Below are 13,541 nucleotides of genomic sequence, written 5' to 3'. Positions count from 1 at the left end.
GCAAGGAGTCGAGCATGCTTTTGCCTGTTGTTGGACACCGTTACCTGCCGTTTTTGTTGGCCTTGGCCAGCGTTTGCGCCCACGCCGAGCAAGAGCCGACCGCAGAAGACCCGCAGTTGATACGCGTCCTGTTGGCAGCCGAACTGGAAACCACTCTGTCCAGCCAAATGAGCGGCACCTTGGGCGAGCTGAAGACCAGCTTCGGCGAACATGTGACCAAGGGCGCGAACTTGGCGCGCTTCAATTGCAACGAGGCACAAGCCCGCGGCAAGGTCGCCGTGGCCGAGCTGGCCATGGCCCGGCAGAACCTGGAAGCCAAGAAGCAACTGCGCAAGCTCGACGCCGTCGGCGATATCGAAGTAGCAGCAGCCAATACCGAAGTGCAGAAGGCTGATGGCGCCCGCGCCATGGGCGAAGCGCAGATGAGCTACTGCCAGGTGCTGGCCCCCTTCTCGGGCCATGTGGCCAAGGTTTACGTCAAACCATACCAGACCGTCAGCGCGGGTACGCCACTGTTCGACCTGGTCAGCGACGGCGCATTGAAGGTGCGCCTGAATGTACCCTCCAGCCAACTGAAAAGCCTAAGCCCCGGTCAGACGCTGCAGGTGACTGTGCATGAGACGGGCAAAACCTACCCGGCCAAGGTCAGCGTGATCAACTCAAGGGTCGATGCCGTGGCGCAGACGGTGGAACTTGAAGCGCGGTTCGACCAGCGTTACCCCGAGCTGATCGCTGGCATGAGCGGCACGGCGCGGTTCGACCATGACCGTGAATAGGCCACTGCCCCACCCGCAGCTGTTGCTGCAACTGGACGCCCTGCGCGATAAAGCCATGGCCGCCGAGACGCTAGGCGCGCTGGCGTTCAGCATGGCCAACGACCTGTATCCGCTGCTGCCCTTCCACCAGGCGCTGGTGTTCGAGCAAGGCAACAGCGGCTTGGAGCTGCTGTGCGTGTCGGGCCTGGCGCGCCCCAGCGAAGACTCGCCCTACCTGGTCTGGCTCAGGCGCGCCAGCCGTTGGTTGGCCGAGCGCTTGGTCGAGCCACAGCCCGCCTGGTTGACCCAGGCCAACGCCGCGCCACCTGAAGACATCGCCGAGGGCTGGGCCGAGTGGTGGCCTACCGGCCTGTGGTGCATACCCTTGCATGCCCCGACCGGCCAGCGCCGTGGCCTGCTGGTATTGCTGCTGGAAGAAGCGCCGCCGGCGGTGCTGCACCAGCAGCTGGATGGTTTGACGCGCACTTGGGCCTATTGCTGGCATGCGCTGACCCGGCGCCGGCGAATCGGCCGCTGGCGCCCCAGCCGTCGCCAGGTGCTGATCACCCTGCTGGTGGCAGCCGGGCTGTTGCTTCTCCCGGTGCGGCAAACGGCGTTGGCACCGGCACAGATCGTGTCGCGCCAGGCACAGATCGTCAGTTCACCGATCGACGGCGTGATCGCCCAAGTGCTGGTGCGCCCCAACCAGCCCGTTGAAGCCGGCACCCCGCTGTTCACCCTCGACGAAACCACCCTGCGCAGCCGCGCCGAGGTGCTCGGCAAGGAAGTCGCGGTGGCCGACGCCGAGTTGCTGGCCGTCAGCCAGCGGGCATTCGACAACCCGCAAAGCAAGAACGAGCTGACCTTGCTGCAAGGCCGTGCCCAGCAACGTCGCGCCGAGCTGGCCGCGGTGCAAGCGCAGTTACGGCGTACCCAGGTGCTGGCACCACGGGCCGGGGTTGCCGTGTTCAGTGACCCCAACGACTGGCTCGGCAAGCCGGTGTCGACCGGTGAGCGCATCATGCACGTGGCCGACCCGGCGCAACCGGCCATGCAGATCCAGCTGGCCGTGGCCGATGCCATCGCCCTGGAGCCAGGCGCCGAGGTCACGCTGTTCCTCACCGCCTACCCGCTCAGCCCGCTCAAGGGCAAAATCCTCGAAACCAGCTACCAGGCCAAGCCCAGTGATGACGGCGTGGTCGCCTACCGCCTGCTGGCCAGCATTGACGAACGCTCCGAGCATGCCCGCCTGGGCCTGCACGGCACCGCCAAACTGTACGGTGGCCGGGTAATGCTCGGCTATTACCTGCTGCGCCGGCCGCTGGCCACGGTGCGTGCCTGGAGTGGCTGGTAATGCTCGACCTGTCCGACCTGCCACTGCCCCCGCTGCGCGAGGACCTGCGCCTGTGCGAGGCCGCCGACAGCCGTGAAGGGGAACCGGCATGGATGATCCACGACACCGTGGTCAACCGTTTCTACCGGATTGGCTGGTTGGAGTTCGAGTGCCTGCTGCGCTGGGGCCAGACGCCGCGCCAAATCAGCGAGCAAGTGTCGCGGGACAGCGCGCTCAACCCCGATGTCGAGCAGGTGCTGGCGCTGCGCACGTTCCTCGAACACCACCACCTGCTGCGCCCCGGCCCCGAGCAATTGGCCAAACTGCAGGCCGCGAGCGAGGCGCGCACCTGGTCGAGCTGGCGTTGGTGGTTGCACCACTACCTGTTCTTCCGCGTGCCGCTACTGCGCCCGCAAGCCGGTCTGCAGCGCCTGGCGGTAGCGCTGGGCTGGCTGTTCCATCCGCTTACCGGGGTGCTGGTGATCGGCCTGACCCTGCTCGGGATCATCCTGGTGATGCAGCAGTGGGACGCCTTCACCCATGCGGTGGTCGAGTCGTTCTCCACCGAAGGCCTGTTCAGTTTTGCCCTGGCTCTGGTGGTCGCAAAAACCCTGCACGAGCTTGGCCACGCGCTGGTCGCCACGCGCCTGGGCTTGCGCGTGGGGCACATGGGCGTGGCGTTTCTGGTGCTGTGGCCGATGCTCTACACCGACACCGGCGAAAGCTGGAAGCTCAAGCGCGCCCACCAGCGCCTGGCCATCGCCTCGGCCGGCATCGTCACCGAATTATCCCTGGCAGGCCTGGCCACCCTCGGCTGGGCGCTGTGCGACGACGGCGCCCTGCGCAACGCGCTGCTGTACCTGGCGACCACCAGCTGGGTGCTGTCGCTGGCCCTCAATGCCAGCCCATTCATGCGCTTCGACGGCTACTTCATTCTCAGCGACCTGCTCGACTTCCCCAACCTGCACGAACGCGCCTCGGCGCTGGCGCGGGTGGCCCTGCGGCGCAACCTGCTTGGGCTCAACGAGCCGTGGCCCGAGCCGTTCCCGGTGGGGCAACGCCGCCTGTTGGTCGCGTTCGCTTTTGCCACCTGGCTGTACCGCCTGGTGCTGTTCCTCGGCATTGCCGTGGCGGTGTACCTGTTCTTCTTCAAACTGTTAGGGATCGTGCTGTTCATGGTCGAGTTGGCGTGGTTTATCGCACTGCCGGTGAAACGTGAGCTGAGCCACTGGTGGCAACAGCGGGCACGCATCCCGGGGCAGCGCAAACGGCTGTTCTACCTAGGCGCAGGCTTTGCCTTACTGGCGCTGGCGGTGCCCTGGCACAGCCAGGTCGACGCCGTTGGCGTGGCCCGGGCCGAACACCAGTTGCGCGTGTACACGCCCTACCCTGCGCGGTTGAAAAGCCTGCATTCGCAAGGCCTGGTCAAGGCTGGCGACGTGCTGGCAGTGCTCGAAGAGCCAGACCTGGATTCGCGCATGCGCAGCAGCCAGGCCAGCGCCCGCAGTTATCAGGCGCGCCTTTCTGGGCTGCTGGCCGACCCCGCCGGGCTGGCCGAGGACGCTGCCACCCAGCAACGCCTGAAGGTGCAGAACGAAGAAGCCCGCGCGGCACGCATCGAAATCGCCCGCCTCAACCTGCAGGCGCCGTTCGCCGGCACCTGGCTGGACCTGGACCCTGACTGGCGCCCCGGCCAGTGGCTCAACCGCCAAGAGCCACTGGGCATGCTGATCGACCCCAGCCACTGGCAGGTCGATGCCTACGTTGCCCAGGACCAGGTGCACCACCTGGCCGTAGGCAATGCCGTGAAGTTTTACCCCGAAGGCCAGGCCACCGCGCTGCGCGGCAAAGTGCTGGCCATTGGCAGCACCCGCGCCGGGCAGTTGGCCCACCGCATGTTGTCTTCGCATTTCGGCGGCCCGGTGCCGACCAGCGGCCAGTCGCTGGTGCCCAGCAACGCGCTGTTCCAGGTACTGGTCGCGCTGGATGAGCCGGTGGCCAGCGTGCGCGAAACCCGCGGCAAGCTGCAGATCGAAGGGGAAAAACGCAGCATCCTCGGTGAGCTGGGTAAATGGATTCTGGGGGTCGGGCTGCGCGAAAGCGGCTTCTGAAGACCTTCCGGCGCCTCACCCGGCACCCCGAAAAAATCGGACTAGGATTGATTTAGTTTCGGAAATGGCATCGTAACTTCTGGGCAGGATTGGAAATGGACATCAAGAGCAGAGCCGGCTTCGCCATGGTTTCGCGCCCTCGGTCGCAGACAGTTGCCCTTGAGCAACGCATCCTCTTCGACGGCGCTGGCGCAGCGGCTGTCGACCAGCAGCATCACAGTGATCCCGGTACAGCAGAGGCCAAGGACACCAGCCATCCTGCCCCTACTGCTAGCGAGGCGCAAACCACCGCAGCGGCGCCCGCACCACGCAACCTTGTGGTCATCGATGCCCGGGTGGAAAACCGCGACCAGCTGGCCGCCAACTTGCCAACCGGCACCACCGCGCTGGTGGTGGACCCTGGCCAGGATGCCATCGCAGCCATCAGCAACGCGCTGGCGCAGTTGGGCAAGGTCGACTCGATCCAAGTGTTCTCGCACGGCGCGTCTGGCCAGTTCACCCTGGGCAACCAGGTATTCACCAGCCAAACCGTCGAGCAGCTGGGCGACCGCCTGAGCGCCTGGCGCGGTGAACTCAACGCGGGCGCGGACATCCAGTTGTATGGCTGCGATGTCGGTGCCGGCAGTGCAGGCCAGGCGCTGGTGAACGAACTGGCGCGCTGGACCGGCGCTGACGTCGGTGCCTCCAGCAACGCCACCGGCAGCCAACTGGCCGGCGGCGACTGGCGCCTTGAGGTCAGCAGTGGCGATGTCGACAAGACCATTGCCCTGGCAGCAGCCACCCTGAACGGCTTCCAGGGTCTGCTGGCCGATGCCAGCCCCACCGCCAGCCTGGGCAGCGGCGGCGTCGAGGTGCAACTGGGCGAGCAATTCAACTTCACCGTCAGTTTCAGCAACCCCTCGACCCAGGAAGGCTACGCGCCGTTCCTCGATGTGTTCATGCCGGCCACCGGGCGCGACGGCGACGATGGCGCCACCTTCGTCTCCGCCACCTACCTCGGCCAGGCGGTGAACAGCTTCGTGATCACCTTCGATGCCAACGGCAATGCTACCCACCCGTTGGCCAAGGACGCCAGCGGCAATGCCCTGGTGATCAATGCTGCCAGTGTCGGCATGAAGCCCGGTGACCAGATGGTGGTACTGCAACTGCCTTATGCCAGCGTCACCAACGGCCAGCCCGCCATCGATGTGCAGATTACCGCGCAGTTGAGCAATCTGGCCGACACCCATTACTCCGACGGCACGCCTAACCTCACCATCAACGCCCGGGCAGGCTTCGAGTACGGCAACGATTCGCTGAACAATCCGGTGCAGGACCCAAGCCGGGTAGAAAGCGCACTACACAGTTTCATCGTCACCCCGACCCTGCTCAAGGTCACGCAAACGGTCAACATGCCAGAAGGCGAAACGGTAACCGGGCCGAACTTCACCCGTACCCAGACCGTGACCGTAACTCCGGCCCCCGGGCAAACGCTAAGCAATGTCACCGTCACCCAGACCGTGCCCGACCAGGTGCATGTCAGTGCCATCACGCCGGGGGCTGGCGGCACCCTGACATCGGTCACCCTGCATGACGGCACGGTGCTGACCAACCCCCTGCTTATCGCTGCGGCATTGGCCAACCCCAACGCCTTCGTGGCCAGCTATGAGATCCATTACGACACCCTAAGCGCGGCCAGCGAAACCCAAGTCAGCTTCTATGTGCCGGAAATCGACGCAAACGGCCGCCCAGTGATCGACCCGACCACCGGTAACCCGACCACCATAAACTTCGGCACCGCCAGCGTGAGCGGTGGCTGGAACCCGCTCGACCCACGCGACCGCCCCATCGACCCGGACGGTTACCCGTTCACCGAGACCGGCAATGGCCAAGGCGTGACCTTCGTCGCCAAGTCGATCACCCTGCTCAAGCAGGTCGACCTGCAGAATGACGTCGGCACGCCCGGCCTCACACCCGGCGACACTTTGCGCTACACCTTGGATGTGGCCATTTCCGACTTCTTCGCCTTTGGCGAAAACATCCTCGAACAGGGCCAGCTCACCCTGACCGACCTGCTCGGCGACGGCCAAACCTTCGACCCGAGCAACCCGCCTACGCTGATCATCCAGCAGCATGGTGGCTCCCAGGCCATCGCCCTGGTCTACACCCAGACGGTGAATGCCGACGGCAGCACCACGCTGGTCTTCGACATTGCCGAGTCCATTCGCCAGGCGGTTGCCGGCCCTGGCGTGGCAGCGCTGTTCGGCGACCTTTACGATGACACCCTGCAGGAAGGTGCCACGCGCCTGAACATCGTCTACGACGCGCTGATCGACACCACCTACACCAGTGACCACCCACCCCACGACCAGCTCAACGAAGGTGACAGCGTCGGCAACAGCGCCACGGTGGATGCCACCGTGCTGCGCGATGCGGTCAACCTTGGCGGGACCCAGACAGATGGGTCCAGTACCACAAGCACCATCGAAAGCTCCTCGGTCGATATCGAACTCACCCAAGTCAACGGCGGCAACCCGCCGAGCAACGGCGAGCTGCGTCCGGGCGATGTTGTGACCTTCACCATTAGCTACGACTTGCTTGTAGCCGATTACGAGAACTTCAAGCTCACCGCGTACCTGCCTTTGCCCTTGCTCAATGCCAGCGGTATCAACTGGAGCATCGGCAGCGGGGTTGGCCAGTGGACGTTCGGCAGCGGTAATACCATTCTCGATGTGCCCGACAGCGTCACCACTGGCCCGGGTAACTCGATCATCTTCGACTTCGGTGACTTCGTCTCTGGCGGCCTCAGTGGCGGCACCGTGCAGGTTCGCTTCACCATGATAGTGGGCGACCAGCCGTATGCCGACCAACGAGAACTCGACGTGCTGGCGCAGTCGAGCCAGACCACCACAGTCGACAAGACCGTGCTCACCTCATCGGATGTGGCGGTGATCGAGTCGGTCGCCGAGCCGGTGCTGGACATCAAGCACGGCGTGGTGTCCAGCAGCAACGGCACGGTCACCGGCATCACCGGCAGCTGGGCCGCCCCTGGCAGCAGTGGCGTGCCGTTCAGCGGCAGCGTGACCAGCCTGGCGGCGGTGGACGGCAATGTCAGCGGCATCGACGGTGCCGACAACCTTCGCCTGGCCACCGCCCTGAAAAACACCGGCGGCGGCGGGGCTTACGATGTCAGCACCAGCATTACCTTGCCCGCTGGCCTGTCGTTCGTCGGTGGCAGCCTGGGCGCGGCCAACCTGCAGATCTACCGCGGCGACGGCAGCGTGCTGGTGCAGGGCACCGACTACCGTGTCGACGGCAACGCCATCACCTTCCTCGACGCCAACGGCCAGGCCACCCTGCTGGCCGGCCGCGCCGGCACCGCCAGCGACCTGTCCGGGGCCAACGTGGTGGTGATCACCTACGACGTCAGCGTGGACAATGCCATCCTCGCCTCCAGCACGCTGCAGAGCACTGCCGCGCTGACCTTCTACGCCAGCGTCGATGGCGGCCAGGACTTCACCCCCACCGACCTGACCGAGGTCGCCAACCAGCAAGTCGCCGCGCCGACCATCAGCAAGACCTACAAGGACGGCAGCCTGACCGAGGACGACTCCAGCGCCGGGCACACCACGGGCAGCAACCTGGTGATCGGCGAAAGCATCACCTATGACATCGTCGTCACCCTGCCCGAGGGTTCAACGGGCAGCCTGCGCATCAATGACCTGATCCCTCCGGGCCTGCGCCTGGACCCACGGTTCAATGGCAACCTAGGCTATGAAATCATCACCAGCACCACAGGTAGTGCCGCCCTCACGGCCGATTTCAACGGTGTACTGAACGTCAACCCGGTGAACCTGGACGGCAGCGACGGCGCCGACCTGATGCTGGTGTTCGGCAGCGCCGGGGCCACGGCCGACAACATCACCGGCAACAACAGCTTCGTCATCCGCCTGGTACTGGTGGCCAGCAACGTGACCGGCAACCAGCAAGGCACCACGCTGAACAATGGCGCGCAGCTGGTGTACAGCGACCCCGATGGCGACACCCCCAATGGCACCACCGCCGTGGACCGCAACATCAACAGTGCCGAACAGCCCGGCGTGACCATCGTCGAGCCGACCCTCAGCGTCACCCAGCAGATCACCTCGACTCCCTCGTTTGGCGGCTTCGACCAGGGCGATACCGTCACCTTCACCATCACCGTGGCCAACAATTCGGGCACCGACGCGTTCGACATCAGCCTGCTGGACGTGCTGCCGACTGAAATCGACAACCTGGTGATCAGTGGCACCGTCCAGTACAGCGGCGGCGCCACCAACAATGGCGGCGTTGATTTCGTCATCCTCAACGGCCAGTTGGTGACCGCCAATGGCGCCAACATCGACATCGCTAACGGCGGCAGCATCGTCATCACCCTGACCGGCGTGGTCAATGCCACGGCCGCAGGCGAGGCAGCGATCGCCAACAACGTCGTGGTGCGCTGGAGCAGCCTGGACGGCAGCAGCGATAGCACCGATACCGTCAATGGCGAGCGCAGCGGCGACGATGGCCTGCTCAATTCGGGCGTGCTCAACGATTACCGGGTGCTGAGTGCCTTGCTGATCCCGGTCACCAACGGCATCCAGGTGTCCCGCGTCGGCGGCGTCACCGACACGCCCCCGGCCACCAACGGCAGCGGCGCCACCGACACCAGCGGCCTTTTGGAAACTGTGGTAGTCGGCGAAATCGTCCGTTACCGCGTGGCCGTGCTGGTACCGACCGGCGACAACCCCAATTACCAGATCCGCATCGAGCTGGCCGCCGGCCTGGAGTTCATCACCGCCGACCTCAACAACATCCTGATTGCCATGGTGTCGAGCCAGCTAGGCGGCTTGACCACCGACGCCACCGACCTGGTGCTCGGCGACGGCAATTCGCTGTACATGACCGGCAACCAGAACAGCGATGTGGCCTTGCCAATCCACCCCGATCTGGGCGGCGTAGTGCCCTCGGGTGTTTTCGACGGTGACAATGGCCGGCTGCAGATCACGACCAACCAAGACGGCAGCCAGACCATCACCTTCAGCCTTGGCAACGTGACCAATGGCGAGGCCAATGACAGCGATATCGAAGGCGTGATCCTTGAGTTCAACGTGCGCGTCAACAACGTGACCGGCAACCAGGCCAACACCCAGCTGGGCATGACCGTGTTCGAACACGTGGGCCCTGGCGATGGCGTGGACCGCGGCCGCAGCGATACCGTGTTCGAGCGCGTGGTGGAGCCCAGCTTCACCAGCATGGACAAGTCGGTCATCGACGTGGCCCCGGGCGCCGGCACGACCACGGCCACCGTCTCGGTGAGCTTCACCCAGGATGGCGGCGCCCCCGCCTACAACACCCACCTGACCGACCAGTTCCCCAATGGCAGCAACTACCAGGTGCAAAGCATCCTGCTCAATGGCGTGGCGCTGGACCTGGGCAACCTGCCCAGCGGCATCAGCTTCAGCGACGGCAGCGGTATCGTCATGGACTTCGCACGGCTCGCGCCCAACGACGCGATCCAGGTGATCTACACCGTCACCCTGCCCAATGTAACCATCGCCGACGACACCGCCAGTTCTGCCGTGCTCACCTGGACCAGCCTGCCCACCGACTTCGAAACCAACGGCTGGGGCGGTTCGCTGCCAGCGGGTGCTGGCGCTGCCGACGGTGAGCGCACCGGCCAAGATGGCGCAACCGGCCTGAACAACTACATCCTCAGCGATGGCGCTGGCATGGGCGTGATCCAGGGCACGTTGTGGGACGACACCCGCAGCGCCACGGACAACGTCAGCCCGGACGGCCCCGGCCTGGACGGCATCGGCGTCACCCTGACCTGGGCCGGTGACGACGGTCAGTTCGGCACCGCGGACGACCGCACGTTCAACACCGTTACCGCCAATGGCGGCCTCTACCAGTTCGCCCTGCTGCCCTCCGGCAGCTACCTGATCGCGGTGGCGCAAGACCATCAGGTCAGCGCCAACAACACCTTCCGGGTGCGTATCGACACCGACACGGGCGCTGCGGCTACAGGCCTGGGCAGCATCAACCTGGCACTCGGCGAAGGCGCTACCGGCACCGCTGACGCCGGCTACGTGCATGTGAACGAGGCGCCGGTCAACACAGTGTCCGACCAGCACGGCCAGGAAGACACGGTATTGCACATCGGTGGCTTGGCCATCAGTGACGTGGACGTCAACGCCGGCACTGCCGACGGCGTCATGAGCATTACCCTGACCGTGGTACACGGGGTCATCTGGCAAACCGCCACCCCGCCGGCGGCCACAGCTACAGCTCCTGCCGGCGCTGGGCGCAGCCTGGTCCTTACCGGCACCTTGGCCGAACTGAACGTGCTGCTGAGCCAGCTGTATTACAAAGGCGACCAGGACTTCAACACCTTCCGCGACCCTGAAACCCTGACCATGGTCACCAACGACCAAGGCAACTTCGGCGACGCACCGGTCAACGGCGACGGCGTGCCTGGACAGAACCCGGCCGATGCGCTGACCGACACCGACGTGATGAACATCATCATCGACCCGGTCAACGATGCCCCGATCGCCAACGCCGACCTGGCCATCGCCGTGGAAGCCGGTGGCTTCAACAACGCCGACCCTGGCGTGAACCCTACCGGCAACGTGCTGGACAACGACACTGATGTCGATATCCAGACCAACATCGACGTGCTTACCGTCACCCGCATCGCCAACACCACCACCCCCGGAGGTGTCGCAGTGGCCGCCAATGGGGTCACGACCTTGCAAGGGCTGTACGGCACCTTGTCGATCACCGCCGGCGGCGGTTTCCAGTACATCGTCGACAACGACAACCCTGAGGTGCAGGCGCTGCGCACCGCCGGCAACTTCATCAGTGATTTCTTCGGCTATGACATCGTCGACACCGGCGGTTTGACCAGCAGCTCGGTGCTGCAGATCAATATCCATGGTGCCAATGACACCCCGGTGGCCCATGGCGATATTGGCACCGCCATCGAAGCCGGAGGCACCAACAACGGCACCCCAGGGCAGGATGCCACTGGCAATGTGCTTGACAACGACACCGACGTCGACTCAGTGGCCTTGGGCGAGACCAAGCAGGTCAGCGCGGTGCGCTTCGATGGGCTGGGCGGCGGCCGGATCATTCCGGTGGTCAGCGGCCAATCGAGCAGCGTGCTGGCCGACTTCGGCAGCTTGACCATCAACGCCGACGGCAGCTACCGCTACGTCATCGACAACAGCAACGCCGCGGTGCAGGCACTATCCCCAGGGCAGACTCTTGTCGAGCAGTTCACCTACCAGATGGTCGATGCTGGGGGCCTGAGTTCGGTGACCGTGCTGGTGATCACCATTCAGGGCGCCAACGATGCGCCGGTGGCCGTGGACGACCACGGCACCGCCAGCGCGGGTGCCAGCGACGGCAGCACCGTGCCGGTCAACGCCAACGGTAATGTGATCACCGGCGATGGCGGCGTGGGCGCCGACACGGACGTCGACAACTTCGACCAGCCAACCGCGACCCAACTCAAGGTCGATGGCGTGCGCAGCGGCCTGGAAGTCACGGGCGGTACCCTTACGCCGGTCGCCAACGGCGCACCTGCAACCCTCACTGGCACAGTCGCCCGCCTGGCCGACAGCAGCCTGATCAGCGGCGACTTTGGCCAGCTGATTCTGAACGAAGACGGCAGCTACACCTTCGAGGTCAACAGCGCCGACCCGGCCATCCGAGCGCTAGCGGCCGGGCAAACCCTAGACGTGATCTTTACCTACCAGATCCACGACAGCGGCGGCCTGACCGACCAGGCGCAACTGGTGATCACTGTCACCGGCGTCAACGACCCACCCGTGGTCAACCCGGTCACGGTCGACGCCATCGAGGCCGGTGGGGTGAACAACGGCCAGCCGGGGCTCGACCCAAGCGGCAGCATCCGCGGCGCGTATAGCGACCCGGACGGCGACACCCTGATCGTCAGCGCCGTGGTCAACCCCAACGGTGTCAACGGCACGCCTGGCCAAGCCCTGGCCGGCAACTACGGCAGCCTGGTGCTGGATGCCCAAGGCAACTACCGCTACGTGGTGGACAACAGCAACGCTGCGGTTCAGGCCCTGCGCACCGATGCCGACCAACTGACCGAGGTGTTCCAGTACAGCGTCAGCGATGGCAACGGCAAAATCGTTACGGCCACCTTCACCGTCATCATCCACGGCCGCAACGACACCCCTGTTGCGACCAGTGACGCCGCCACCGCCATCGAAGCCGGTGGCACCAACAACGGCACCCCCGGGCAGGATGCCACCGGCAACGTGCTGGACAACGACACCGACGTCGACGCCGTGGCCCTGGGCGAAACCAAGCAAGTCAACGCGATCCGCTTCGATGGTGCCGGGGGCGGCCAACTGGTACCGGTAGCCAACGGCCAAGCGACCAGCGTGCCAGCCAGCTTCGGCAGCTTGACCATCAACGCCGACGGCAGCTACCGCTACGTCATCGACAACAGCAACGCCACCGTGCAGGCGCTCTCCCCTGGCCAGACGCTGGTCGAGCAGTTCACCTACCAGGTGGTCGATACCGACGGCCTGACCGCTGTCACCGTGCTGGTGATCACTATCCAGGGCGCCAACGATGCGCCGGTGGCCGTCGACGACCATGGTACCGCCAGCGCGGGGGCTACCGATGGCAGCCCGGCGCCGGTCAACGCCAGCGGTAACGTGATCACCGGCGATGGCGGCGTCGGTGCCGACACGGACGTCGACAACCTTGACCAACCCACCGCGACCCAGCTCAAAGTCGATGGCGTACGCAGCGGCCTGGAGGTCGCTGGCGGCACGCTCACCCCAGTGGCCAACGGCGCGCCGGCCACTATCACCGGTACGGTTGGCCGCCTGGCGGATAACAGCCTGATCAGTGGCAACTTCGGGCAGTTGATTCTCAATGAGGACGGCAGCTACACCTTCGAAGTCAATAGCGCAGACCCAACCCTCCTTGCTTTGACGGCTGGGCAAAGCCTGGACGTGATCTTTACCTACCAGATCCACGACAGCGGCGGCCTGACCGATCAGGCGCAACTGGTGATCACTGTCACCGGCGTCAACGACCCACCCGTGGTCAACCCGGTCACGGTCGACGCCATCGAGGCCGGGGGAGTGAACAATGGCCAGCCGGGCCTGGACCCAAGCGGCAGCATCCGCAGCGCGTATACCGACCCCGATGGCGACACCCTTATCGTCAGCGCCGTGGTCAACCCCAACGGCGTCAACGGCACGCCAGGCCAAGCCCTGGCCGGCAACTACGGCAGCCTGGTGTTGGATGCCCAAGGCAACTACCGCTACGTGGTGGACAACAGCAACG

The 13,541-nt window shown here is 65.1% G+C and carries 4 protein-coding genes and 1 pseudogene; 4 read left to right on the top strand and 1 reads right to left on the bottom strand.

Features of this window, described 5'->3' with window-relative positions:
• The first annotated feature begins 14 nt into the window (after positions 1 to 14).
• Both OO306_RS21215 and OO306_RS21210 read left to right on the top strand, forming a co-directional pair.
• Entirely contained in the window at positions 15 to 776 is a 762-nt protein-coding gene (locus OO306_RS21215) for an efflux RND transporter periplasmic adaptor subunit (RefSeq protein WP_265969835.1), read from the top strand.
• The gene (locus tag OO306_RS21210; protein ID WP_265969834.1) at positions 763 to 2,109 is read left to right on the top strand and encodes an efflux RND transporter periplasmic adaptor subunit; all 1,347 of its coding nucleotides are present in this window, start codon (positions 763 to 765) and stop codon (positions 2,107 to 2,109) included. The genes OO306_RS21215 and OO306_RS21210 overlap by 14 nt, the downstream gene beginning before the upstream one ends.
• A 380-nt stretch (positions 2,110 to 2,489) precedes the next feature.
• On the opposite strand, the pseudogene OO306_RS28430 reads toward OO306_RS21210, so the two are convergent.
• A pseudogene (locus OO306_RS28430) lies at positions 2,490 to 2,789 on the bottom strand (hypothetical protein); the annotation flags it as partial.
• On the opposite strand from OO306_RS28430, the gene OO306_RS21205 reads away from it, so the two are divergent.
• Complete coding sequence (locus tag OO306_RS21205) at positions 2,676 to 4,199, top strand: HlyD family efflux transporter periplasmic adaptor subunit (RefSeq protein ID WP_369124840.1); 1,524 nt, start codon at positions 2,676 to 2,678, stop codon at positions 4,197 to 4,199. The pseudogene OO306_RS28430 and the gene OO306_RS21205 overlap by 114 nt on opposite strands.
• A gap of 95 nt (positions 4,200 to 4,294) precedes the next feature.
• Positions 4,295 to 13,541 (top strand): VCBS domain-containing protein (locus tag OO306_RS21200; RefSeq protein ID WP_265969832.1); only part of this gene is annotated, 9,247 nt, incomplete at its 3' end.

Source organism: Pseudomonas sp. DCB_AW, assembly GCF_026240895.1.
Lineage (GTDB): Bacteria > Pseudomonadota > Gammaproteobacteria > Pseudomonadales > Pseudomonadaceae > Aquipseudomonas > Aquipseudomonas kermanshahensis.
Note: the sequence above shows the minus strand (reverse complement) of the source record. Positions and strands in the feature narration are given on the sequence as shown.